Consider the following 23,542-nt stretch of genomic DNA (forward strand, 5'->3'; position numbering starts at 1 on the left):
CCGCTTCGTCGGTGAAGTTCCGGAACGCATCGATCAGCGCGGGCATGGCTGCGCCCTTTGCCGATGGGTTCGTCAGCGTACGAGCGACTGCCCGATGCATCATCGGCGTCCGCGCCTTCCGCAACCACTCGAGCAGCGTCGGCACCGCGTCCTTGTACCGGATACCCGACTGAGCGAAGGCGGACAGGCTCGAGAAGTCGTACCCCAGCGCACGGAGGTCGGCCAGGATCGCCGACTGCTCGGCGGCTTCTTCTGGAGTGAACGGCATCGGGTCCTCGGGAGGGTGGGGCGGCGAGTTCGCTTGACGACGGTCATCGGATCGACAGATCGATCGCGACGACACCGAGCACGAAGATCAGGACGATGACCACGAGGCCGATCGTGGGTATCAGCACCTGTCGCCGCACCGTGGGAGCGCCGGACGCCCCGATGACCCAGGTCGTGATCGCGACGACGAGTGCGAGGAACGGCACGAGGAACTCCGCGACATCGCCGACCGCGTACGAACACCGCATCGTCTCGTCGGAGCCACACGGCGTGTACAGCAGCTGCGCGGCGAGCATCCCCGGCAGCGAGCCGATCGCCACGAACACCTCGAGGAACACGAGGAAACAGAACGCGAGTCCGAGCAGCCACCAACCACGTGGACGGCGCTGGACTTCGTCGATGGATGACCGCTTCATGTGAGCCCGACCGTACCGCAGGGGTGACACGGAGCACGGACTCGTAGGGTCGAGTCGTACCGACCGCACACCCGGGTGGGTCCGTGCCCCACAGCGGACCTGACGACGGGAACAGATCGTCCCTGTTGCCGGTTGCACCACACGGTGTCGCAGCCAGTGACACGAGAGCCCAGGAGGCCACCATGACCACCACCGAGACCGCCATCCTCGCCGGCGGATGCTTCTGGGGAGCGCAGCAGCTCCTCCGTCGTCGTCCCGGCATCGTCAGCACCCGCGTCGGCTACTCCGGCGGCGACGTGCCCAACGCGACGTACCGCAACCACGGCGACCACGCCGAGTCGGTCGAGATCGTCTTCGACCCGTCCCAGATCTCGTACCGGGACCTGCTGGAGTTCTTCTTCCAGATCCACGACCCGTCGACGAAGGACCGCCAGGGCAACGACATCGGTCGCAGCTACCGTTCGGCGATCTTCTTCACGACCGACGAGCAGAAGCAGGTCGCGCTCGACACCATCGCGGACGTCGACGCGTCGGGCATCTGGCCCGGCAAGGTCGTCACCGAGGTCACCGCGGCCGGCCCGTTCTGGGAGGCCGAGGACGAGCACCAGGACTACCTCGAGAAGAACCCGCACGGCTACACCTGCCACTTCGTGCGTCCGGGCTGGAAGCTCCCGCACCGTGACGAGGCGACCGCGGCCGTCTGACCTGACGACCGCGGCGGATCAGCGCGATCCGCCGAGCAGTTCCAACCAGTCCCCGGGAAGGCGATCCGCCGGCCCGGGGACTGCCTGCGTCACGGGGTGGCTGGTGGGTGCCGCGAGCTCGAGCCCCTCGGAACGGGAGTCGTCGCGGTAGTCCCACGCCCAGGTCTCGCCGGGCTCGTAGCTCTGGATGACCGCGTGCCCGGTCTCCTCCCAGTGCCGCGTCGCGTGCGTGTTGAACGAGTCGTCGCAGCAGCCGACGTGGCCGCACGCCGCGCAGCGGCGCAGGTGCACCCACCACGAGCCGGTCGCGTCGCACTCGACGCACCCGTCTCCGCTCGGTGCGATCTCGGGGTGGATCATCTCGGACTGGTCCGTCATGGCCCCATCATGCCTGTGAAGGGCCACATGCGGTCGGGAGGCACGGGGCGGGCCCGCACCGCGCCTCCAGGCCGTCATCGGGTCGCGTCCAGGGCGAGGCGTGGGGCGGTCGTGCGGGTGGCCGGGCCAGGATGGCCCTGGGGCCGACAGCCGATCGGCTCGCAGAGGGAGGACACCGTGGACACAGCGCCGTACTCGCAGCCGTTGCGGGAGTACATCGAACAGCTGCGGACCGAGGGGTACAGCGTCGCGGACGGTCAGACGGCCGACCCGGAGCTGATCGACCCGCACGGCAACCCGGTGCTCACCTGGCAGGACGACTACCCGTACTCGGAGCGCCTGCCGCGGGACGAGTACGAGTACCAGAAGTACCTGCTGCAGATCGAGCTGCTGAAGTGCCAGTACTGGCTCGAGGACACCGGCCAGAAGGTCGTCGTGCTCTTCGAGGGGCGTGACGCCGCGGGCAAGGGCGGCACGATCAAGCGGTTCACGGAGCACCTCAACCCCCGGACCTCGCGGGTCGTCGCGCTGAGCAAGCCGACCGAGCGCGAGCGTGGTGAGTGGTACTTCCAGCGGTACGTGCAGCACCTGCCTGCCGCCGGTGAGATGGTCCTGTTCGACCGCTCCTGGTACAACCGTGCCGGCGTCGAACGGGTGATGGGGTTCTGCAGCGACGACGAGTACGAGTCGTTCATGACCCAGGTGCCGCAGTTCGAGCGGATGCTGGTCGACTCCGGCATCCACCTGACGAAGTTCTGGTTCTCGGTGACCCGGCGCGAGCAGCGGACCCGGTTCGCGATGCGCCAGCTCGACCCGGTGCGGCGGTGGAAGCTGTCCGACATCGACCTGCTGTCGCTCGACCGGTGGGAGGACTACACCGAGGCGAAGACGGCGATGTTCACCCGGACGAGCAAGCGCTACGCGCCGTGGACGATCGTGCGGTCGAACGACAAGAAGCGCGCGCGGCTCAACGCCATGCGGTACTTCCTGACGCAGTTCGACTACCCGGACAAGGCCGCCGACGTCATCGGCAAGCCGGACCCGCTCATCGTCCGCCGCGGCAAGCGGGACGTGGACGTCGAGTGATCCCCCACTGGTGATCCCCCACCGGTGATCCCCCGCCGCTGATCTGCCCGCCGACTCGGAACGTTTACACGCCGGGGCCTGCCGTCACGCACTCGAAACAGACGGGCAACGGCGCCGACACAGGGCCGCAAGACACTTGTCGCACTACCTGTCACCCGACAGGTACTCCGCGAAAGGTCTGCAGTCATGCGTTCTCCGCAAGCACCGCTCCACGCACCGCGCGCCACGTCCGACGTCGACACCCAGGGGCTCGCCCGCCTCGGCTACGAGCAGGAACTCCACCGCGGGGTCGGCTCGTTCTCCTCCTTCGCGGCGGGCTTCTCCTTCGTCTCGATCCTCACCACGGTCTTCCAGCTGTTCGGACTCGGCTTCGGGCTGGGCGGTGCTGCGTTCTTCTGGGCGTGGCCGCTCGTCTTCGGCGGCCAGCTGCTCGTCGCGCTGAACTTCGCGCAGCTCGCGGCCCGCTGGCCCATCTCCGGCGCGATCTTCCAGTGGTCGAGTCGCCTGGCCGGAGCCCGGTTCGGGTGGTTCACCGGCTGGACGATGATCATCGGCCAGATCCTCACCGTCGCGGTGGCGGCCATCGCCGTGCAGGCCGTGCTCCCCGCGATCTGGGACGGGTTCCAGGTCGTCGGCGGTCCGGGTGCCGACCCGTCCGTCGCGTCGCCGACCGGTGCCGCGAACGCGGTGGTCCTCGGGCTGGTGATGCTCGCCGTGACGACGATCGTGAACATCACGAGCGTCCGGCTGATGGCCCGCGTGACGAGCTTCGGCGTGCTCATCGAGATCATCGGCGTCGTCGTGCTCATCGGCGCCCTGTTCCTGCTGCCGCACCGCAGCGCCTCCGTGGTGTTCACGACCACCGGGTCGACGAGCACCGAGCCGTACGTGTGGGCGTTCCTGGCGTCCTCGCTGATGGCCGCGTACGTGATGGTCGGCTTCGACTCGGCCGGTGAGCTCGCGGAAGAGACCCACAACCCGCGCCGGACCACCCCGAAGACGATCGTCCGGGCGCTCACGGTCTCCGGCCTCGGCGGCGGGCTGCTCATCATCGGCGCCCTCGTCGCCGCCCCGAGCCTGACCGACGGCAAGCTCGCCACGCAGGGTCTCGCCTGGGTGATCACCTCGACCCTCGGCGACGTCTTCGGCCGGCTCCTGCTCTGCACCGTCGCCGTCGCGGTCTTCGCGTGCACCCTCGCCGTGCAGACCGCCGGAGCCCGGATGGTCTACTCGATGGCCCGCGAGAAGGCGCTGCCCTTCCACCGCACCCTCGCCCGGGTCTCGCCCCGCACCGGCACCCCGATCGCGGCGTCGATCGTCGTCGGGGTCGGCGCCGGGCTGGCCCTCGCCGTCAACATCGGGCAGTCCGCGATCTTCACCGCCCTGTCGAGCCTGTGCATCGCGATGCTCTACCTGGCCTACCTCGGGGTCACCGGGCCGCTGCTGGTCCAGCGGATCAAGCTCCGTCGTACCGGGCTGCCGACCGGGGTGGACGAGGACGGCAAGCCGCTGTTCACCCTCGGTCGCTGGGGCATCCCGCTGAACGCCCTGGCCGTCGCGTTCCAGATCGGCATGGCGATCAACCTCATCTGGCCCCGGCCGGAGATCTACGACCTGACCGGCACCTCGTGGTGGCTGCAGTACAGCGCCCTGCTGTTCATCGGCGGCGTGCTGCTCGTCGGCTGGGCGTGGTCGAGCTGGCGGCACCGTACGCACGGGCCGATCACCCTGGCCGAGGTGCCCACCACCGCGGCGGTGCCCGTCCCCGCAGCCGCGACTGCGGCGAGCCCGACCGCCGCCCCCGTCGAAGCCTGATCCGGAAGGAACCCCATGCGCGACCTCCACCAGACCGACAGCGTGCTCGCCTCCCGATCCGACGCACGCGCCCAGGCCGGCTCGCAGTCCGAGTACATGCCGTACCTGCCGGCGTCGTCGTCGCCGTTCGCCCCCGAGGGCGTCGACCCCGCACAGCTCGTCTGGGCCGAGACGGTGGCGCCGGGCGGGTACACGCACAAGGTGCTGGCCCGCGGGTCACGGCTGCGGTTCGACGACCCGACTGGTCAGGCCTGCGCCAACGTCCTGGTGTCCAACGCGCTCGAACCGTGGGAGCGGCTCAACGTCGCCGACACCCAGAAGATCCCGTGGCAGGCGTACCTGGGCCAGGGTTCCCCCCTGCTGAGCGGGGACGGCCGAGCGCTCGCGACCGTGCTCGAGGACACCTCGGGGCGCCACGACGCGTTCTGCGGCACCTCGACCGACGCCTGGAACGAGCGGAAGTACGGCGACGCGGCACCCGAGGGGCGCACCCCGAGCGGTCGGTCGCTGTTCGCGAAGGCCGCCGCCAAGCACGGGCTCACCAAACGGGACCTGCCGCCGAGCATCTCGTTCTTCCAGGGCGTGCGGATCGACGCCGAGGGGGCGATGACCTTCACCGGTTCGGCCGGCGCGGGCACCCACGTCACGCTCGTCGCCGAGCTGCCGCTGCTCGTGCTGGTCGCGAACGTCGCGCACCCGATCGACCCGCGCCCGGACTACCTGGTCGGACCACTGCGGGTGCACGCCTGGCGCGGGGCCCCGACGACCGCGGCCGACGAGCGGTTCACCGCGACGCCGGAGCTCACCCGCGCCTACCTGAACTCGATCGACCACGCGGAAGCCCGAGGCCTGTGATGACCGACACGACGACCCACACCCACACACCCACCCCCACCCCCACCTCGACCGTCCCGGTCGGAGCCGTCCACGACCCGGACGTCGCCCTCGACTGGAGCGAGTCCCTGGTGCCGGGCACCGTGGTGCGCGACGACCGGGTCGCCCCGCTGGCGCCGTGGTCCGCCGTGGTCCGCGCCGGTCAGGTGCTCACCATCGTCGACGTCGGCGGCAACCAGAGCGCCGACTGCCTGCTCTACGACGCCCACGACCCCGACGAGCGGTACAGCGTGCCGGACACCCTCGCCGCGCAGGGCAACGCGTACGTCCGGACCGGCACCGTCCTGATGTCGAACGAGGGCCGCCCGCTGATGACCGTCGTCGCGAACGAGATCGACCGGCAGGACACCATCGGCGGCGCGTGCTCGAAGGAGTCGAACACCCTGCGGTACGGGCACCACACCCGGTACCAGCACGGCTGCCGCGAGAACTTCCTGGCCGAGGCCGGCCGCCACGGACTCGGTGCCCGCGACATCGTGTCGAACCTCAACTGGTTCATGAACGTGCCGGTCGAGGCCGACGGCGCCCTCGGGATCGTCGACGGCATGAGTGCCCCCGGCAAGCGGGTCGCGATCCGGGCCGAGCGGGACGTGCTCGTCGTCGTCTCGAACTGCCCGCAGATGAACAACCCCTGCAACGACTTCTCCTGCACACCGCTGCGCATGATCGTGGTCCAGCCGTGACCGCCGCGCCCGACCCCACCGGGACCGCCACCGTGAACCAGACACCCCTCAGCACCGACACCGTCCTCGTCGCGAACCGCGGTGAGATCGCCCGCCGCATCATCCGGTCCGCCAAAGCGCTCGGCATGCGCACCGTCGCCGTCTACTCGGACGCCGACCGCGCGGCACCCCACGTCCGCGAGGCCGACACCGCGGTCCGGCTCGGACCCGCCCCCGCCCGCGACTCGTACCTGCGCATCGACGCGGTGGTGCAGGCCGCGAAGGACACCGGCGCCGGACTCGTGCACCCCGGCTACGGGTTCCTGTCCGAGAACACCGACTTCGCCCGGGCCTGCGAGGACGCCGGCATCCGGTTCGTCGGGCCGACCGCCGACCAGATCGTCCGGTTCGGCGCGAAGCACACCGCCCGCGAGCTGGCCGCCGCCGCCGGGGTCCCGATGCTCGCCGGCACCGGGCTGCTCGCCAGTGTCGACGACGCCGTGGCCGAGGCCGAGCGCATCGGGCTGCCCGTCATGCTCAAGGCCACCGGGGGCGGCGGCGGGATCGGCATGCAGGCCTGCTCGACCCTCGACGAGGTCCGCGAGGCGTACACGAGCGTCGTCCGCCTGGCGACCGCGAACTTCGGGTCGGCCGGCATCTTCCTCGAGCGGCTCGTGCGGCCCGCCCGGCACGTCGAGGTCCAGCTCTTCGGCGACGGCGAGGGCCGCGTCGCGGTGATCGGCGACCGCGACTGCTCCCTGCAGCGCCGCAACCAGAAGGTCATCGAGGAGGCCCCGGCACCGGCGCTCCCCGAGCACGTCCGCGCCGAGCTGCACGCGTCCGCCCGCCGCCTGGCCGAGAGCGTCGGGTACCGCAGCGCCGGCACCGTCGAGTTCGCCTACGACCCGGTGCGCGAAGAGGCGTCGTTCCTCGAGGTGAACACCCGCCTGCAGGTCGAGCACCCGGTCACCGAGGAAGTCTTCGGCGTCGACCTCGTCGAGCTCATGCTCCGCCTGGCCCGCGACGGTGCCGCCGGCATCGACCCCGACGTGTTCGACCGCACCTGGGCCCCGAACGGCCACGCCGTCGAGGCCCGCGTCTACGCCGAGGACCCGGCGAAGGGCTCGCTGCCCTCCAGCGGCCTCGTCACCCAGGCCGTGTTCCCGAGCGCGACCACGGCATCCGGCGAGCGCACCGGCATCCGCGTCGACGGCTGGGTCGAGACCGGCTCCGAGGTGTCCGCGTTCTACGACCCGATGCTCGCCAAGGTGATCGCCACCGGGGAGACCCGCGACGACGCGCTCGACCTGCTGCGCGACGGGCTCGCGGCCACCCGCATCGACGGCATCGTCACGAACGCCGGGCTCCTCCGTGCGCTGACCGACGACCTCGAGCTCCGCACCGCCACGCACTCCACCTCGACGCTCGACGCGACCGAGGACCCGGACCCGCGCATCGACGTCGTCGCCCCGGGCACCATGACGATGATCCAGGACCTGCCCGGCCGGGTCGGGTACTGGCAGGTGGGCGTCCCGCCGAGCGGCCCGTTCGACGCGGCGTCCTTCGCCGAGGCGAACCGCGCCGTGGGCAACCCGGACGGTGCTCCCGCGCTCGAGGTCACCGCCACCGGCCCGACACTCCGGTTCTCGGCCGCCGCGGTGGTCGCGCTCACGGGTGCGCCGGCACCGGTCACCCTCGACGGCGAGCCCGTGGCGCTGTGGGAGCCGGTCGAGGTCGGCGCCGGCCAGACCCTGGCGATCGGCACGGCACCCGGTCCGGGCCTCCGCACCTACCTGGCGGTCCGGGGCGGCTTCGACGTGCCGACCTACCTCGGCTCGACCGCGACCTTCACGCTCGGTGGCTTCGGCGGTCACGCCGGTCGGGCCCTGCTCGCCGGCGACGTCCTGCGCCCGGGCTCCCCGGACTCGGACGCCCCGCACCCGGCGTTCCCGTCCGGAACCCGTCTGGGCCTGGTGGGCGGCCCGACCCCGGCCGACCGCCGCACCGCGCTGACCGACGCGTGGGAGATCGCCGTCACCGAGGGGCCGCACGCGGCGCCGGACTTCTTCACCCGTGCCGACCTCGACGTCTTCTACGCCACCGACTACGCCGTGCACCACAACTCGGCGCGCACGGGCATCCGGCTCATCGGCCCGCGACCGGAGTGGGCACGGACGGACGGTGGCGAGGCCGGTCTGCACCCGTCGAACATCCACGACACCCCGTACGCGGTCGGTGCGATCGACTTCACCGGGGACACCCCGATCATCCTCGGACCGGACGGGCCGTCGCTCGGCGGCTTCGTCTGCCCCGCCGTGGTCGCCAGCGGCGACCTGTGGAAGCTGGGCCAGCTCCGACCGGGTGACACGGTCCGGTTCTTCCCCGTCCGCGAAGCCGACGCCGCCGCGCTCGACGCACGCCGGGCCTCCAGGACGGTGCCGCGCACCGGGGGTGACGGCGACGACGGCGTGATCGCCCGCCTGGACGCGACCGACGCGCGGCCGAGTGTCGCGTACCGACGCGACGGCGACGACAACGTGCTCGTCGAGTACGGCGACATGACCCTCGACATCGCGCTGCGGATGCGCGTGCACGTGCTCATGACGAAGCTGCAGGAGCACACGCCGAAGGGGATCCTCGACATCACGCCGGGCATCCGCTCGCTGCAGGTGCACACCGACGCGTCCGTGCTCAAGGCGCGCGACGTGGCGGGGCTGCTCCGCGAGCTCGAGGACGAGATCCCGCCGACCGACCAGCTCGTCGTGCCGTCGCGCACCGTGAAGCTGCCGCTGTCGTGGGACGACCCGGCCACCCGGCTGGCGATCGAGCGGTACATGAACGGCGTGCGGAACGACGCCCCGTGGACGCCGTGGAACATCGAGTTCATCCGTCGCATCAACGGGCTCGACAGCGTCGACGACGTCTTCCGCACCGTGTTCGACGCGAGCTACCTGGTGCTCGGACTCGGCGATGTGTACCTCGGCGCCCCGGTCGCGACCCCGCTCGACCCCCGGCACCGCCTGGTCACGACGAAGTACAACCCGGCCCGCACCTGGACCGCCGAGAACTCCGTCGGCATCGGCGGCGCGTACCTGTGCATCTACGGCATGGAGGGTCCGGGCGGCTACCAGTTCGTCGGCCGCACCGTGCAGATCTGGAACCGGTTCCGCCGGGGCGGGCTGTTCCAGGAGAACCCGTGGGCGCTGCGGTTCTTCGACCGGATCGAGTGGTACCCGGTCGGTGCCGACGAGCTGCTCGAGCTGCGCGCCGAGACGGACGCCGGACGGGGCTCGTTCGAGACCGTCGAGGGCGAGTTCTCGATCGCGTCGTACAACCGGTTCCTGGCCGACAACGCCGGGTCCATCGCGGACTTCCGGGCGCAGCAGGCGCAGGCGTTCGGCGAGGAGAAGGAGCGGTGGCGGGCATCGGGCGAGTTCGACGTCCGTGACGAACCGGCCGCCGTGGTGGCCGACGCCGTGACCGTGCCCGAGGGGTCGACCGCCGTGTACGCCCCCTTCACCTCGACCGTGTGGCAGGTGGACGTCCGCCCGGGTGACCGCGTGGACGAGGGGCAGAAGCTGCTGGCCGTGGAGGCGATGAAGATGGAGTCGATGGTGCACGCACCGGTGCCGGGCCACGTGCTCGAGGTGTACATCAAGCCGGGCGACCAGGTCGCGCCGGGCCAGGTCCTCGCCGCGATCGGAGCGGCAGCGTGAGCGGCAGCGTGAGCGTGAGCGGCAGCGTGAGCGGGACGAGCGCCCCCGCTGGCGGGACCGCCGCCACCGCGGCGAGCGCCCGCGTCCGTGACGCCTTCGCCCGCATCGACGCCGTCGACCGGCCCGAGGTCTGGATCACGCTGCGCGACCGCGCCGACGTGCTGGCCGAGGCCGAAGCGGTCGACCCGTCGCTGCCCCTGGCCGGCCTGCTGTTCGCCGTCAAGGACAACATCGACGTCGCCGGCCTGCCCACCACCGCAGCCGCCCGCTCCTACGCCCACGACCCCGCAGCCGACGCCACCGCCGTCGCCCGGCTCCGCGCCGCCGGCGCCGTCGTCGTCGGCAAGACGAACCTCGACCAGTTCGCCACCGGCCTGGTCGGCACCCGCTCGCCCTTCGGTGCGGTCCGGAACGCCTGGGACCCGACGCGGATCTCCGGCGGCTCGTCGAGCGGTTCCGCCACGGCGGTCGCCCTGGGCATCGTCGACTTCGCGCTCGGCACCGACACCGCCGGGTCCGGCCGGGTGCCCGCCGCGCTCGGCAACCTGGTCGGGGTGAAGCCGACGAAGGGGCTCGTGCCGAACACCGGGGTCGTCCCCGCCTGCCGCTCGCAGGACTGCGTCACGGTGTTCGCCCGGTCGCTCGACCTGGCGCGCACGGCGGCCGAGCTGATGGCCGGTCCGGACGGCGTCGACCCGCTCGCGCGGCCCGACCTCGCCCTCGCCGACCTGCCCGCCGTCCCGCGCATCGCGGTGCCACTGCCGTCGCAGCTCGAGGGACTCGCACCCGGCTGGGCCGAGGCGTTCGCCGCGGCCGTCGACCGGTTCCGTGCGCTCGGACACCAGGTAGTCGAGGTCGACATCGCACCCCTGCTCGACGCCGCGTCGCTGCTCTACGACGGCGCGTTCGTCGCGGAGCGGTACGCGGCCGTCGGCGCCCACATCGAGGCCCACCGCGACGAGGTCGGTGCCGACCTCGACCCGTCGGTCACCGCGATCGTGCTCGGTGGCGCACGACCGACCGCCGCGGAGCTCTTCGCCGACCAGGAACGGCTCGACGCGTTCGGGGCAGCGGGTCGCGCCGCACTCGAGGGCACCACGGCACTGCTCACCCCGACGACGACGTGGCACCCGACGCTCGAGCAGGTCGCGGCCGACCCGATCGGCGCGAACAGCCGGATGGGTCGGTACACGAACTTCGCGAACCTGCTCGACATGGCCTCGCTCGCCGTGCCAGCGGGCTTCGTCGACGGCCTGCCGTTCGGCGTCATGCTCACCGGCCCGGCGTTCAGCGATCGACGCCTGGCGGCGTTGGCCGCCGCGTTCGCCGCCCCGACCGTCGACCTGCTGGTCGTCGGGGCGCACCTGCGCGGTCAGCCGCTGAACGGACAGCTGGTCGCGTCCGGTGGATCGTTCGTCCGGGAGGCCCGCACCGCGTCCGACTACCGGCTGTACGCCCTCGACACGGTGCCACCCAAGCCCGGGCTGGTCCGCGTGGGTCCGGTCGCGTCCGGCGCTGGTTCGCCGGGCTCGGGCATCGTGGGGGAGGTCTGGCGCCTGCCCGCCGCCGGCTTCGGCACCTTCGTCGCAGCCCTGCCGGCACCGATGGCGATCGGCACCGTGGCGCTCGACGACCGCACCGAGGTCACCGGGTTCCTGGTCGAGCCGTTCGCGGTCCAGGGGGCCGAGGACATCACCCACCACGGCGGCTGGCGCGCGTACCGGGAGCAGTCGTGACGGACACCGGCTGTCAGGATGGGGGCATGTCCCCCGACGACCGGCCCGTGCGCCCCGGGCGACCGCGGGTCGTGCCGAACGCCGACTCCGCGCTGAGCCCGCGCGACCAGATCCTCGACGCCGCCGCCGCGCTGTTCGTCGAGAACGGCATCAGCGCGACCTCGACCCGGGCGATCGCCGAACGGGTCGGGATCCGGCAGGCCTCGCTGTACTACCACTTCGCCGGCAAGGACGACATGCTCGTCGAGCTGCTCACGACCTCGGTGCGCCCGAGCCTCGAGCTGGTCCGCGGCCTCGAGCAGCTCGTGCCGGAGTCGGCCTCGGCCGCCGGTGCCCTCGCCGCGCTGGTCGTCGCCGACGTGGACACCCTCGCCCGCACGCCGCACAACATCGGCACGCTGTACCTGCTGCCCGAGGTGCAGGGCGAGCGCTACGACGGGTTCCGGGCCGAGCGGGTCGAACTGCAGGAGGCCTACGGGCGCCTCGGCTCGCGCGCTGCGACCCCGGACGTCGCCGCCGGTGTCTCGCCGTCACGTCTCGGTGCCGTGCTCATCCAGATCACCGAGACCGTCATCCAACTCCGCCGGTCCGGCCCCGTGCAGGACGCCGACCGCGACGCCCTCGTCGCGACCTGCCTGCGCGCCTGCGGCCTCGACACCGCCGCCGTGGAGGGGGCCCGGCGCGACGCCGAGTCCCTGCTGGCCGCCGTCGCGGTCTGACCCCTTCTCCCGCAGCTCCTTCTCCCCCAGCTCCGTCTCCCCAGCTCCTTCTCCCCAGCGAGGAACCCCATGACCACGATCACCCCCTACGCACACCGTCCGCTCGCCGACGCCCTGCTCCCCCGCACCGCCGTCGTCAGCACCGCCCTGGTCCTCGGCGGCGCGCTGCTGACCGCCGGTGCCGCGCAGGTGTCCGTGCCGATCTGGCCCGTCCCGATCACCGGGCAGACCCTGGCCGTGCTGCTCGTCGGCAGTGCCCTCGGCGCCCGTCGCGGTGCCCTGTCGATGCTCGTCTACGCACTGCTCGGTGTCGTCGGGCTGCCGGTCTTCGCGGACGGTTCGGCCGGGGTCGGCGTGCTCGTCGGCCCCTCGGGCGGGTACATCGTCGGCTTCGTCGCTGCCGCGGCCCTGGTCGGCTGGGTCGCCGAACGCTTCGGCGACCGCCCGCTGCGGAACGCGCTGCTGTCCTTCGCCCTCGGCACCGTCGTCACCTTCGTCGCCGGGATGGCCTGGCTCGCGGTGGCACTCGGCCTCGACCTGCAGCAGACCCTGCAGTACGGGCTCTACCCGTTCGTCCTCGGTGGCGTGGTGAAGACCCTGATCGGGGCGGGTGTGATCTCCCTCGGGTGGACCGCAGCCCTGCGCTCGGCCACCCGCCGGTGAGCGCTCCGTCAGGACTCCGGCGCCGGCCGTAGGGGTTCCGTCAGGAGGCCTTCCGCGCTGTTCGAGCCCGCGAGAGCGTGTGGTCGTGACACTGACTGCGATCATGCCGACGCTCCGCGCGTCGCTCCCCGATCCGATGGACCCGTTCCTCTGGCCGGCCCACACCGTCGCGACCACCGACGACCTGCTGGTCTCGGCGATCTCGATGGTCCGGCTCGCCGACCTCACCGGCACCCCGACCGTGCACACCGCCGAACAGTCCCCGCCCCCGTACCGCCCGCGCGGCTGGGCACCTCGCGACGTGAGCGTCGCCGTGGCGTCGGTCACCCGTGTGCGGCGACCGCGCACCGGGGTCGTGCTCCTGGAACTCGACGCGGTCCTGCCGACCTGCGCCGTGCTCGACCAGGTGCGCCTGATCGGACGCCGGAGCACCGCTCCCCTCTCCCCGATGTACGTCGTCACCCGCTGTGACGGTCAGGCCGACGGTCCGTTCCACCGCCTCCCGGCTCCGTTGCCCGCCGACGTCCGCGAAGGCGACCTGGTCTGCTTCCCGTGCCTGGCGACCGTCCGGCACCGCGACGTCGTCGAGCCGGTCCGGGCGGAACTCGCGCCGGTCCGGGCGGAACTCGCGCCGGTGCGCACCGAACTCGTGCCGGCGGATCGATGACCGTCGCGCTGCCGGTCCGCACCCGGCTGCTCGACGGCACCCACCTGTGGGGCCGGTACACGATCCGACCCGTCGGGCGGACGCTGTGGAGCTCGCGGGCCCTCGTCGTGTTCCCGCCCGGCACGACCATCGGCGAGCGCCTGCTGCTGCGTGCCTGGCACGTCTGGCCGGCCGTCGGGGCGGTCGTCGCCCTCGCCGCCCTGGTGCTCGCCGTCTCGGTTCCCGCCGTCGGCACGACCACCGCGCTGCTCCTCTACGGCGGCGGCTTCGCGGTCCTCGCCCGCGCCACCCGCGCGCTGCGACCGCGGGTGCGGTCCGTCACCGTGACGACGTTCCTCGGCGACGGCCGCCGCGAGGTCCACGGCGACGAGCGGCTGCTCACCGGCTCCCTGGACGCGCTGTCGATCCTGGAGCAGGCGCTCCGGGCCGACCGCATCCGCCCCGTCGACTTCGAGCTCATCTGGGGCGACGTGTGGAACGCCCTGGAGTCGCCGGACCCGGACCACCGCGTGCAGCGGTCATCCTGAAGCCGGTTCCCGCGCCGCGCGTTTGTATGGGTCCGGGAAGGAGTACGCGATGAAGCACATCCACTACGACGCCACCACGATCCTGGTCGGTGACGACGTCGCCGACGCCGTGATCGAGTACGCCGCGGCCCTCGCCGGAGGCGACCGGGCCGACACCGTCGACGTCCCCGCCGTGGCCGACGACGGGACGATGACCACCACGAAGATCCTCATCGGGCCCTCGAGCGAGATCGTCATCGAGGACGCGGAAGAGGACGAACTCGAGATGGACAACGGGGAGTTCGTCGGGCGGCTGCGCGCCGCCGCGAAGACCTTCGGGCACAGCGAGCCGATCCACGCGAACACGCGGACAGACCTGGCGGACGCGGCGGAGGCTGCCGAGGAGTCCTGACGCCTGGGCGTCGCGCTTCCGCGACGAAACGGAGAGGGTCTCCTGTACTGTGGTGGTTCCGGAGAGCTTCTCCGGTATTCAACGCCACAGCCTGGAGGCCCGCCATGCCCGAGCAGACCGCTCCCGCCGGGCGCACACCGCGCCCACTGCGCTCCCCGCGTCCGCCGCGTGCCGCGCGTGCTGACGCGCTGCGGAACCGGGACCACATCCTGCGGGTCGCGGAGCGCGCGTTCACCGAGCACGGCGTGACCGGCTCGCTCGACGCGATCGCCAAGCAGGCCGGCGTCGGCGCCGGCACCCTGTACCGGCACTTCCCCACGCGCGAAGCCCTGCTCGCCGAGCTCCTCGCTGCCCGCGACGAACACCTGGTGGCCCGTCGCGAAGCACTGCGCGACGGCTCCGTGGACACCGGCGACGCCCTGCACGGCTGGCTCGACGCGGTCACCGAGTGGGCCGGCACGTTCGACGGACTGCCCGAACCGCTCCGTGCCACCGCCTCGTCCGACTCGTCACCGCTCGCCCTGACGTGCCAGGGATTCATCACCACCACGGACGAGTTCCTCCGCGCCGCGCAGCGTTCCGGTCGTGCGCGTGCGGACGTCCGCGCGCGGGACCTGTTCCTCGCCGCGTTGGCGACCAGCTGGGTCCGGGGTGCCGCGATGGCCGACGACTCGTCCTCCGCCGCGCTCTCCGCCCTGTCGCGGCGCGGTTGGGAAGCCCCTGCTCTCCCCTGACCTCCACCACTGTTGAAAGGGCACCACATGAACCGCATCGGCATCATCGGCAGCGGAGCCATCGGCACCGCGATCGCACGTCTGGCCGTCGCCGCCGACCTCGACGTCCTCATCGCGAACTCGCGCGGCCCCGAGTCGCTGCAGGACCTCGTCGCCGAGCTCGGCCCGCGCGCCCAGGCCGGCACCGTGCGACAGACCGTCGAGTTCGGCGACGTGCCCGTCCTCGCGATCCCGCTCACCGCCTACCCGGCGCTCGCCCCCGACCTCGACGCCTTCGCCGGGCGGACCGTGCTCTCGACGGGCAACTACTACCCTGGTCGCGACGGCCGGATCGAGGCGCTCGACACCCTCGCGACGACCACGGCGGAGTACGAGCAGACGCTCCTGCCCGGCACCCGGATCGTCAAGGCGTTCAACAACATCGTCGCGCACCACATCCCGAACCTCGCCGGCTCCGCGCCTCGCACCGCGCTGCCGATCGCGGGCGAAGACGAGCAGGCCAAGGCCGTGGTCGCCGAACTCGTGCAGCTGCTCGGGTTCGACACCGTGGACGCCGGGACCCTGGCCGAGTCGTGGCGCTTCGAGCCGGAGTCCGGGGCGTACACGGGGATCTACGCGGCGAGTGCCGAGGGGTTCGCGGCGGACTACCTGGCGGATCAGGGAGCACCGTTGCCCGCGGAGCGGCTGCGGGACATACTGGCGGTGTCGCACCGGGCGGATGTGGCGAACCGGCAGTTCTGACGATCGCAACTCTTTGGGGGACCCTTGCGACGACGAGACCATCAGCCCTGCGATCTCGGCGGCCCCCGTGTAGCCCCTGTTGAGCAGTATGACGATCTGGCGGTTTCACCCATCGGGGAAGCAACACTCCTGGGCTGCAGTCCTCGAAGGCGGTCGGCTCGTCGCTGCTGCTCGACGGCGGGAAGATCGCCAACTCCCGGCATCACGGCAGGTAGGAGAGGAAGCGCTGCGAAGGCGAGACGAAGAGCAGGCCCGACGGTGACTCCACAGCAGATTGACGTCGCCATGCTCGCGGGTGACGTGAGTCACTCGTCTCATCGGTGTTGACCGGGGCTGACTCGCCCTGGTCGGAATCGGTCAGCCTTGCCGTCGCGCCTGACGTCCGCAGTCGTCATGTTCAGGTGTGTGGCGCCGTCACCCCCGACGATCTGCGATGGCTCGGTTCGCGAGCGCCAGCGCGCCGGGGAGGTTGAAACCGCTCAAGGTGGTCGACCGATCGGTCGCGCGAGGAGTCTCGATGCGTGGGGCGAAGGACACATTCGTCCGCTTGAGCAGGACCGCGCGCCAGTGTTCGATGACCTCGTTCTCAGCGGGGAAGACGTCGGCGAGGACGATGGGCAGATCAGTGATCTGCAGCATCATGTGGGCTGGAGAATCAGCGCGTCCTTGAGCCAGGCGCATCACGGTGTCGAGCGTCGCCGGGAACACCACGAAGCACTCCGAGGCACCGCTTCGTCCGTCTCGCCACGAGTGCGGGACCGACGGCTCGTCCCATTCATCGAGCCAGACCTGGCCGTTGGCGAGGGCTCGGAGCGCGTCGACCGACACGAACGCCGTCGCGCGGGACGAGACCGACAGGTTCACGACGACGTCCGGGGTGGTGAAGCGCAGCCAGTTGACCCACCAGGGGACGAGCGAGGCCGAGATCGAGCCCGACACGTGCAGGTGCAGCTCCTGGCCGGCAAAGGGCGTGAGCGTCGGCTGCACGGTCAATCGCACCCCCCGGGCCGGACGTGTTCCCACTCGGAGACCAGGATCGGCTGTACCCGCTGGTCACCGACCGCGGAAGGGAAGAAATTGACGAGCAGGAACTGGAAGCGCTCGTCCGTGCGCATCGGGAGTAGAGCGCGCGCGGCATCGGTGACGAGCTCGTACGGCGTGCTCGACACGATCCAGTCGAACCGTGAGTAGTTGGCCTTCATCACGGAAAGCTGTTGCATGGCGTCGAAGAGCGCCTTCGGCCCGCGGCTCCGCGGGTGGAAGACGACGTTCGTGATGTGGTGACCGATCGTCGGCGTGATGTCCTGCCACTCGGACGGCGTCCCCGTCGTGTCACCGTCCCCGGTCCGGACGAGGAGGTGGACGTTCTGCACACCGGGGTTCGGAGCGAAGAACCGCCAGCCGGGCAGCGTCCATCCACCGACGTACCGCCGGAGGTCGAGGTTGAACGAGTCCGGAGTGTTGAACAACGTCGTCGCGATGAGATGTGCCGTGAGCGCGCCGGCGGCCACCGCACCGATCGCTCCGCGAACCTTATCCAGCGGCATCGACGGCCTCCTCGACGACCGCTGCCACCTGTTTGGCGTTTTGACGGTACCCGATGACCGATCGGTGCGACGAGTCCGCGACGAGTCGGTGTCCCGCGCCGAGCTTTCGTGCGAGTTCCGCCTGCTGCATCGCGTTCTCCTGTGACGCGACGAGGTACCGGTTCGGAATGGCCCGGAGGACGTCGAGTGCCCGATCCGTGTCGAACTCGAAGTACTCGCGGGTCGCGCGGTAGATGTTGCGCGGACCGAACACGAACTGCACCGTGCCCATTTGTTGGTCCGGTTCGTACCGGGACTGGCGGTCCACGGCGTGCGGGGCGAAGTTGTAGATTCCCGTGAGCGCAGCGAACATGCTGCGCAGCTGCGACTGCAGGAACGATCCGACCCGCTTGCGGTCTCGTCGGTCGGTCGCGAAGAGGTCGGGATCGGTCCCGTCGATCACGACCGCTGATGTGATCCTCCGGCCGGCCACCTCACGGTCGGCGTAGCCGGCGAGCGCCAGCACGCCAATCGAGTGGGAAACCGCGACGAGCGGACCGGACGACCCGGTGTGCCGAACGAGCGCATCGACGGCCGTGTGCGGATCCGCCGACGAGGTCGTCTGACCGTACCCTCGACGGTGGTACGCGACCAGGTGGAAGTCGGACCGGGTCATCGCGGACACCCAGGCCCAGGCGTCAAGCGGGTTGCCGAGGCCGGCTTCGAGTATCACGACGGGTGCCGTCGTTGGGTCGGTGCCGGCCGCCGTCGGCGGGGTGTGCAGGTACTCGACGTCGCCGTCACCGACCTGGAGCAGCGCCGTCCCCTTCAGACCACGCCGCCGCTCGACGTCGATCGCTCGTTGTCCGGCCGCGTACGTCGCCGTCGTCGCGGTGATCGCGACCGCAGCCGTCAGGACGAGACGCTCGAGCTTGGAAGAAGGCAGCGCATGCCGACCGACCACGTACTCGACGGCACCGTGCGAACCAGTGAAGCCCCAGATGAAACGCGGAAGCTCCATGACCGCGGCGACGGCGACGTGAAAGCCCTTGACGCCAACGAGCAGGACGTTGCCCCACCGCTCGGGGACGGCGTACACGACCGGGAACGCGATCTCCCAGATCGGCGTCGCCCAGGTCAGCGCCCGGGTCAGCAGGGGTCGTGACTTGAGGAACTTCGCTGCGGGACCGCTGCCGTACGCCTGGGTCTGCACGACCTCGCCGAGCGCATCGCCTTGCACCCAGCTGGACCCGAACAACTTCGCGAACCCGGAGACGAAGTAGCTCAACCCGGCCTGCAGGTTCACTGCACGAAGGAACAGGTCGTCCGAGCGCTCGGCGTCCGGGATGAGCGCGGAGACGGTCCGGTACTGCGTGATGACGGCGGTCATCTGGTCAGCGCCGTCCCGGCCGTACGGAGTGCGCACCTCGTTCAAGCGGTTGCATGCACCGATCGCCGCCGAGGCGGCGATCTGCACAGGGCGACGGTTCCGGCCGAGCAGGAGCACGACGGACGCCGCCAAGTTGACTGCCGCCAGCACCTTCGGGGTGGCAGGGGCGTCGAGGGCGGTCGCCAGCCGGTGCCGCAGCGTCCCGGGAACCGTGCCCCGCGCGGACACTCCTCGGAGGAGCCCATCACGCCGGTAGAGGTGTCCGATCGTGAGCGCCTCGACCGAGCTGAGGATCTGGCCGACGGCGATCGGTGCCATGGTGGCTTTGATCGCGTGTTGCCGTGGGTCGTCGCCGGATCGGCGGGGTGAACGGATGCGGTGCAGCAGCAAGACAGTGGCCTCCGGAGGGTGCGGACGAGGAGCGGAACTCCCCGCTCGTCGCCGAGCGGGGAGCCGCGAGTCCTAGCAGATGAGGCAGATGGTGCTGCCCGCGACCACGAACTCGGCCGCGGCGACGATCGTCGGGGTCGTCATGGCCGGGATGGAGGCATCAGCGCGTGCGCCTGCTTCTGCGGACGACAGCGCCGCGTTCGCGAACGCCTGGACTTCGAGGACTTCACTGTTCATCGGATTCCCTTTCTCGTGTGCCGGAACGGCCGTCCCGGCATGGTGCACCTCGTGAGGAGGTGGCAGTGGCGAAGCGCCTCGCAGTCGGAGCACGTTGCGTGCATCGACCGGCATCCGGGCGCGCGGCAGGCAGCGACGCGGATGGTGCGGGTGCGACGGAACGTCAGGCGTTGCAGTTCAACGCTCGACGTGACGGGGTGCGAGACGACGAGCACGCGCGGCTCCGATGAGAGCGGCGCCAGCTGAGACCGCTCGGTACTGAACAACATTCGAAGCCCCCCTCGATCGACATGTTCCAGGCTTCGGGCCCTGGACCGCCATGGTCCAAAAGCCTCGCGCCTTCGGCACCACTCCCCCCTCGAAAGGGTGCCGTCACGGGGACGCTAACAGACGAAGAACGACCTGTCCACCTCGTGGAAGGGTCAACCTCGGCGTGCCCACCGGACGAGCAGGAAGAGAGCGATGACCACGGCGACCGCCGTGAGCGCCGGCAGGGATCCCGCCCCCGTCGACGAGCCCGCCAGGACCGCGAGGAGCGGGGCATCGAGCGCCCAGAGGATCCGGAGCAACGGCATCGGATCGCCGACCGCGGAAGGTGCCGGTGTCATCAAGAAGACCGGCGAGGGGCCCCGGAGGGCGTTGCTGACCCGCGCCGCGACCACGACCGTCGGGAGCACGAGCGCCCCCCAGATCGGCGCAGCAACGGGACTGGCAGCGACGACGGTGCCGACGACGACCGTGGACGCAAGTGTGATGACGACGCTCAACGCGACGGGGAAGATGCTGTGCAGGAGGAGCAATGAACCGTCGCTGAAGCCGTACAACGGCTGGTCGCGTGAGACCTGTGCGACGTGCTGGATACCCCGGGTCAACGCGCCAGCCCCGACGTACACCAGGGCGGCGGCGACCGCTCCGAGGAGGGGCGCTGCCGTCGCGCTCTGCGCCGCGAGGACGAGAGCCAGACCGGCAGCGGTGATCGTGAGCACACCGCCGACGAGTCGAGCCGGGGTTCGTACCGCGCCGACGGCGTCGCGGACCAACACCATCACCACGGGCAGCGCGCCGTCGCGGACCGCGCGCAAGCGACGTCCCGCCGTCGGGACCGCTTGGTACGACCCGGAAGCGGCAGCGAAGTCGAGGCTGACCGCGTGGGCGATCGCGACGTCCCACTGCGCCGACTGCGCGGTGATGGTCGCCCCGCGGACTCTGTCGAGCAGCCACGGCATCACCACGACACCGACGACCGCCACCGCTCCAAGGACGACGATCCCCGGGACGTCCACCTTCGGGGTGGCCCATGCCCAGGCGCTCGGTGCAGCGTTTGTGCCGAGGAACGCGAGCACGGCAGCCCCGACCACGAGAACTGCGGCGAGGACCGCTGCCGCACGCGGGGTTGCCTGTCCGAGGAGCCAGCACAGTCCGGTCAGCACGCCGATGAGCAAACCACGCACCGCGAAGCCGATCGCGCTCCCAACGGGCACCAGGCCGACGAACACCAAGGCTGTCCCGAGGAACGTCGCCGCGCCGCCACCCACGGCCGCCAGAGTTGCGACCCCGACCAGGGTCTGGCGGCCGAATGTGGTCCGCCCGGGGAGGTCACTCGACGTCAGCACGTGGGCGAGGAACGGCGCTGCGACCGCGGGGCCGCGATTCCTGCCCACCATCAGGGCAGTCGCCCAGACCGCGAGCACGACCACCGCTGCGGTGACCGCGGCGATCGGTTCGGTCATCGCGACCGCGGTGGTCCGCGCAGTGACCGCCAACCAGGCGGCTCGCAGCACCGGTGCGCCGACGATGAGGGCGAACAGGACGAGCGAGTACGCAATGAAAGCCCGGTCACCGGCCGCTCGTTGCTGTCGCCCGCGCCAGATCGCCGTCGCCGCTCGCAGACGCGGGTTCACGATGCTCGGTCCAGCTCGAGCACGCGGTCGGCGAGGCGCTCCATCAGGGCCGAGCTGTGCGTCGCGACGACGATCGCAGCGCCACCCGACCGCCGGCGGGCGAGCACGTCGCCGACCACCCCGACGCGCTCGTCGTCGAGTCGCTGCTCCGGTTCGTCGAGGACGAGGACGTCGAACGGTCGCGCGAGCACGAGCGCAAGTGCGAAGAGCTGCTGCTGCCCCGACGAGAGCTCATGCGGGAACCGACGGAGGAGCCCGTTCAACCCCAGTTCTGTCAGCACACCGAGAGCAGTCTCCTCGGCGACGTCCCGCTCGCGGAACCACGTCGCCGCGACGAGACGCACGTGGTCCTCGACGGTCAGGTCCGGCGCGGTCGGTGGCAGCCCGAGGAGTGACGCGACCCGCCGGCGGAAGGTCCGGTCCCGGCGGTTCACCGGTTCTCCGCCGATCGCCACCGATCCTCCCGTGGGCATGCGGACTCCAGCGAGCACCTTGAGCAGCGTCGACTTTCCCGCCCCGTTTTGCCCTCGCACCACCAGCACTTCCCCCGCACGGACGGACGCACTGGTCGGCGGCAGCAGGACCATGTCGTCCACGGCGACCGCGACTCGGTCGATGTCAATCATCGGCTCTCCCGGAATGCGCTGCGGATCGGTCACGACGGCGATCCCGCCAGGATGAACAGCCCCGAGATGCGCCCGTCGTCCCAGAAGCTGATCCGGGCGGTGCACTCGTCCTGCTCGAACCGAAGCGGCGTGGTCGTGATCGTGAACCCGGAAGCGCGCGACACCTGAGTTTCACCACGGTGGTCGAACGCACCGATAGCGGCCACGACCTGCGACCACGCCGCAGAAAGGCCGTCCACCGAGAGGCGGGCGCGCATCGCGTCGTCGAACCGATCGACGACGGCCTGCCAGGAACCGTGGGCCAGTTCGTCGACGACGGCGGTCGCACGCTCGACCGCCGCTCCTTCGGCAGCGGCCGGCGGCTCCGCTTCGTGTCCCGACACCGGCTCGGGCCGACCGAACCGTTGGAACGCCGCCTGTCGGCTGACTCCCAAGACCTCTCCGACCTGCTGCCAGGTGACTCCGGACTGCCGCGCGGCCACGACCGCGGCGGACAACATAGCCGTGGTCTGGTCGCCGAGCGCCCGAACCGCGGCGATCCGGTCGAGCGGCTGATCGGCTTCCTGCAGCACGGGAGATGCGATGATCCCGCCGACATCCCGGTACAGCTTGGTGGCGAGTTCGTATAGGTCGTCGGACACATGTGAAGCCTACCTTCACACATCACCAGGTCGTCAAGGACGAATGGACGGCAGCCTCGGAAGCGACGCCTGCGCTTCAGCTGCCTCCGGCGAGGCCGTGAGGCAACAACGTCGCTGCATTGCAGCACGATGCACTCGACCCGCGGATGCGCGCCCAGAACGGAACGTTCCCTGCTTGCGGTCTGTACCGGCCCTACCCCGGACTGGTGTTCCACACCGATGAGGTCCAGTTCCGGCGGACACGCCCTCAGGCGTCTCGAATCTCGCGTTGAACCTTCTGCTGCAACACCCCGAGAAGACCGGTCACGAGTGGGGTGGAGCAGGGTGGGTGATCAGGGTCCCCGCGGAATGGAAGCGTGGGCTACTGCAGCGGCTGCACAGCGAGCCCAAGATCGCCGAAGACACGATCTACCCGGCAATCACTGAAACCGCGCGACTCGCCAAGCACATCGTCAAGCAGGCGGTCACTCAGCAATGATCGTCTCACCGCGGCCGGGTTCGTCGGCAAGGGAGACGGGAAAGATCCCGGTGTCGCGTGCCACGAACGTCTGTACCTCTCGTACGGCGGGAAGATCTCGCCCGTGGACGATGAAGAATGACCGATCCGGTCGCAGACATGCTGACCAGATTGCGGAACGCGAACTCCCGCTCGCGGGACCCCGCCGAATATATCCCGTTCGCCGCGCCGCCGACATTCAGGGGAAGAGTAGAATGA

Annotated in this window: 25 protein-coding genes; 15 read left to right on the forward strand and 10 right to left on the reverse strand. The window is 70.9% G+C overall.

Going from position 1 to position 23,542, the window contains the following annotated elements:
- Both BR70_RS23675 and BR70_RS23680 read right to left on the reverse strand, forming a co-directional pair.
- Positions 1-268: hypothetical protein (locus BR70_RS23675; RefSeq protein ID WP_035809670.1), on the reverse strand; the 268-nt coding region annotated here is incomplete at its 3' end.
- Positions 269-311: 43 nt separating this feature from the next.
- The gene (locus BR70_RS23680; RefSeq protein ID WP_027467242.1) at positions 312-683 is read right to left on the reverse strand and encodes a hypothetical protein; all 372 of its coding nucleotides are present in this window, start codon (positions 681-683) and stop codon (positions 312-314) included.
- Positions 684-865: 182 nt separating this feature from the next.
- Between BR70_RS23680 and msrA the strand changes: the two genes are divergently transcribed.
- Positions 866-1,387, forward strand: coding sequence for a peptide-methionine (S)-S-oxide reductase MsrA (msrA, locus tag BR70_RS0118445; protein WP_027467243.1), 522 nt, complete (start codon positions 866-868; stop codon positions 1,385-1,387).
- Between the two features lie 18 nt (positions 1,388-1,405).
- Here the strand turns inward: msrA and BR70_RS0118450 are convergent, their stop codons facing one another.
- Positions 1,406-1,765, reverse strand: coding sequence for a UBP-type zinc finger domain-containing protein (locus tag BR70_RS0118450; protein ID WP_027467244.1), 360 nt, complete (start codon positions 1,763-1,765; stop codon positions 1,406-1,408).
- Positions 1,766-1,942: 177 nt separating this feature from the next.
- Between BR70_RS0118450 and ppk2 the strand changes: the two genes are divergently transcribed.
- The 13 genes from ppk2 to BR70_RS0118515 all read left to right on the forward strand — a co-directional run bounded on the left by ppk2 (position 1,943) and on the right by BR70_RS0118515 (position 16,116).
- The gene (gene ppk2 / locus BR70_RS0118455) at positions 1,943-2,851 is read left to right on the forward strand and encodes a polyphosphate kinase 2 (RefSeq protein ID WP_027467245.1); all 909 of its coding nucleotides are present in this window, start codon (positions 1,943-1,945) and stop codon (positions 2,849-2,851) included.
- A 186-nt stretch (positions 2,852-3,037) separates the two neighbouring features.
- Complete coding sequence (locus tag BR70_RS0118460; protein WP_027467246.1) at positions 3,038-4,666, forward strand: APC family permease; 1,629 nt, start codon at positions 3,038-3,040, stop codon at positions 4,664-4,666.
- A gap of 15 nt (positions 4,667-4,681) precedes the next feature.
- A complete protein-coding gene (locus BR70_RS0118465; protein ID WP_027467247.1) occupies positions 4,682-5,521 on the forward strand; it encodes an urea amidolyase associated protein UAAP1 in 840 nt (279 codons plus the stop codon).
- A complete protein-coding gene (locus BR70_RS0118470) occupies positions 5,521-6,243 on the forward strand; it encodes an urea amidolyase associated protein UAAP2 (RefSeq protein WP_027467248.1) in 723 nt (240 codons plus the stop codon). Before BR70_RS0118465 ends, BR70_RS0118470 begins: the two co-directional genes overlap by 1 nt.
- Positions 6,240-9,938, forward strand: a complete 3,699-nt coding sequence (gene uca, locus BR70_RS0118475) for an urea carboxylase (RefSeq protein WP_197019678.1) — start codon at positions 6,240-6,242, stop codon at positions 9,936-9,938. The genes BR70_RS0118470 and uca overlap by 4 nt, the downstream gene beginning before the upstream one ends.
- A complete protein-coding gene (gene atzF / locus BR70_RS0118480; protein ID WP_231495741.1) occupies positions 9,935-11,674 on the forward strand; it encodes an allophanate hydrolase in 1,740 nt (579 codons plus the stop codon). The genes uca and atzF overlap by 4 nt, the downstream gene beginning before the upstream one ends.
- Before the next feature lie 26 nt (positions 11,675-11,700).
- The gene (locus BR70_RS0118485; protein ID WP_027467251.1) at positions 11,701-12,393 is read left to right on the forward strand and encodes a TetR/AcrR family transcriptional regulator; all 693 of its coding nucleotides are present in this window, start codon (positions 11,701-11,703) and stop codon (positions 12,391-12,393) included.
- A gap of 69 nt (positions 12,394-12,462) precedes the next feature.
- The gene (locus tag BR70_RS0118490; protein ID WP_027467252.1) at positions 12,463-13,056 is read left to right on the forward strand and encodes a biotin transporter BioY; all 594 of its coding nucleotides are present in this window, start codon (positions 12,463-12,465) and stop codon (positions 13,054-13,056) included.
- A gap of 85 nt (positions 13,057-13,141) precedes the next feature.
- Positions 13,142-13,723, forward strand: coding sequence for a hypothetical protein (locus tag BR70_RS22665; protein ID WP_155896961.1), 582 nt, complete (start codon positions 13,142-13,144; stop codon positions 13,721-13,723).
- Positions 13,720-14,250 (forward strand): DUF6611 family protein, encoded by a 531-nt coding sequence (locus BR70_RS22670; protein WP_051597131.1) that lies wholly within the window; start codon positions 13,720-13,722, stop codon positions 14,248-14,250. The genes BR70_RS22665 and BR70_RS22670 overlap by 4 nt, the downstream gene beginning before the upstream one ends.
- Positions 14,251-14,299: 49 nt before the next feature.
- A complete protein-coding gene (locus tag BR70_RS21870) occupies positions 14,300-14,641 on the forward strand; it encodes a hypothetical protein (protein WP_051597132.1) in 342 nt (113 codons plus the stop codon).
- 104 nt (positions 14,642-14,745) lie between these two features.
- Positions 14,746-15,375, forward strand: a complete 630-nt coding sequence (locus BR70_RS0118510; protein WP_027467253.1) for a TetR/AcrR family transcriptional regulator — start codon at positions 14,746-14,748, stop codon at positions 15,373-15,375.
- Between the two features lie 27 nt (positions 15,376-15,402).
- A complete protein-coding gene (locus BR70_RS0118515; protein ID WP_027467254.1) occupies positions 15,403-16,116 on the forward strand; it encodes an NADPH-dependent F420 reductase in 714 nt (237 codons plus the stop codon).
- A 414-nt stretch (positions 16,117-16,530) separates the two neighbouring features.
- On the opposite strand, the gene BR70_RS0118520 is transcribed toward BR70_RS0118515, so the two are convergent.
- From BR70_RS0118520 to BR70_RS0118550, 7 genes are all read right to left on the reverse strand, one after another.
- Positions 16,531-17,103 carry a CypD family RiPP peptide-cysteine decarboxylase gene (locus tag BR70_RS0118520; RefSeq protein WP_035809673.1) on the reverse strand — a complete coding sequence of 191 codons (573 nt, stop codon included), beginning with the start codon at positions 17,101-17,103 and terminating at the stop codon, positions 16,531-16,533.
- Between the two features lie 2 nt (positions 17,104-17,105).
- Positions 17,106-17,663 (reverse strand): DUF5819 family protein, encoded by a 558-nt coding sequence (locus BR70_RS0118525; protein WP_027467256.1) that lies wholly within the window; start codon positions 17,661-17,663, stop codon positions 17,106-17,108.
- Positions 17,650-19,350, reverse strand: a complete 1,701-nt coding sequence (locus tag BR70_RS21875) for an alpha/beta fold hydrolase (protein WP_197019679.1) — start codon at positions 19,348-19,350, stop codon at positions 17,650-17,652. Before BR70_RS21875 ends, BR70_RS0118525 begins: the two co-directional genes overlap by 14 nt.
- Before the next feature lie 144 nt (positions 19,351-19,494).
- Positions 19,495-19,659: a cypemycin family RiPP gene (locus BR70_RS23685; protein ID WP_181440173.1), complete on the reverse strand. Its 165-nt coding sequence runs from the start codon at positions 19,657-19,659 to the stop codon at positions 19,495-19,497.
- Between the two features lie 422 nt (positions 19,660-20,081).
- A complete protein-coding gene (locus BR70_RS0118540) occupies positions 20,082-21,560 on the reverse strand; it encodes a hypothetical protein (protein ID WP_027467257.1) in 1,479 nt (492 codons plus the stop codon).
- Entirely contained in the window at positions 21,557-22,186 is a 630-nt protein-coding gene (locus tag BR70_RS0118545) for an ABC transporter ATP-binding protein (RefSeq protein WP_027467258.1), read from the reverse strand. The genes BR70_RS0118540 and BR70_RS0118545 overlap by 4 nt, the downstream gene beginning before the upstream one ends.
- Positions 22,187-22,215: 29 nt before the next feature.
- On the reverse strand, positions 22,216-22,827 hold the full coding sequence (locus BR70_RS0118550) for a DUF3887 domain-containing protein (RefSeq protein WP_051597133.1): 612 nt from the start codon (positions 22,825-22,827) through the stop codon (positions 22,216-22,218).
- Between the two features lie 268 nt (positions 22,828-23,095).
- Between BR70_RS0118550 and BR70_RS23485 the strand changes: the two genes are divergently transcribed.
- On the forward strand, positions 23,096-23,305 hold the full coding sequence (locus BR70_RS23485; RefSeq protein WP_155896962.1) for a hypothetical protein: 210 nt from the start codon (positions 23,096-23,098) through the stop codon (positions 23,303-23,305).
- Positions 23,306-23,542: the final 237 nt, after the last annotated feature.

Source organism: Curtobacterium sp. UNCCL17 (assembly GCF_000686685.1).
GTDB lineage: Bacteria > Actinomycetota > Actinomycetes > Actinomycetales > Microbacteriaceae > Curtobacterium > Curtobacterium flaccumfaciens.

Excerpts from the sequence above, each read along its gene's own strand:
- BR70_RS0118470 (WP_027467248.1), top strand. The coding sequence starts at position 5,521 with ATGACCGACACGACGACCCACACCCACACACCCACCCCCACCCCCACC.
- msrA (WP_027467243.1), top strand. The coding sequence starts at position 866 with ATGACCACCACCGAGACCGCCATCCTCGCCGGCGGATGCTTCTGGGGA.
- BR70_RS22670 (WP_051597131.1), top strand. The coding sequence starts at position 13,720 with ATGACCGTCGCGCTGCCGGTCCGCACCCGGCTGCTCGACGGCACCCAC.
- BR70_RS0118465 (WP_027467247.1), top strand. The coding sequence starts at position 4,682 with ATGCGCGACCTCCACCAGACCGACAGCGTGCTCGCCTCCCGATCCGAC.
- BR70_RS0118450 (WP_027467244.1), bottom strand. The coding sequence starts at position 1,765 with ATGACGGACCAGTCCGAGATGATCCACCCCGAGATCGCACCGAGCGGA.
- BR70_RS23680 (WP_027467242.1), bottom strand. The coding sequence starts at position 683 with ATGAAGCGGTCATCCATCGACGAAGTCCAGCGCCGTCCACGTGGTTGG.
- BR70_RS21875 (WP_197019679.1), bottom strand. The coding sequence starts at position 19,350 with ATGGCACCGATCGCCGTCGGCCAGATCCTCAGCTCGGTCGAGGCGCTC.
- BR70_RS23685 (WP_181440173.1), bottom strand. The coding sequence starts at position 19,659 with ATGAACAGTGAAGTCCTCGAAGTCCAGGCGTTCGCGAACGCGGCGCTG.
- BR70_RS0118490 (WP_027467252.1), top strand. The coding sequence starts at position 12,463 with ATGACCACGATCACCCCCTACGCACACCGTCCGCTCGCCGACGCCCTG.
- BR70_RS0118515 (WP_027467254.1), top strand. The coding sequence starts at position 15,403 with ATGAACCGCATCGGCATCATCGGCAGCGGAGCCATCGGCACCGCGATC.
- BR70_RS0118510 (WP_027467253.1), top strand. The coding sequence starts at position 14,746 with ATGCCCGAGCAGACCGCTCCCGCCGGGCGCACACCGCGCCCACTGCGC.
- BR70_RS0118460 (WP_027467246.1), top strand. The coding sequence starts at position 3,038 with ATGCGTTCTCCGCAAGCACCGCTCCACGCACCGCGCGCCACGTCCGAC.
- BR70_RS21870 (WP_051597132.1), top strand. The coding sequence starts at position 14,300 with ATGAAGCACATCCACTACGACGCCACCACGATCCTGGTCGGTGACGAC.
- BR70_RS0118545 (WP_027467258.1), bottom strand. The coding sequence starts at position 22,186 with ATGATTGACATCGACCGAGTCGCGGTCGCCGTGGACGACATGGTCCTG.
- BR70_RS0118485 (WP_027467251.1), top strand. The coding sequence starts at position 11,701 with ATGTCCCCCGACGACCGGCCCGTGCGCCCCGGGCGACCGCGGGTCGTG.
- BR70_RS0118525 (WP_027467256.1), bottom strand. The coding sequence starts at position 17,663 with ATGCCGCTGGATAAGGTTCGCGGAGCGATCGGTGCGGTGGCCGCCGGC.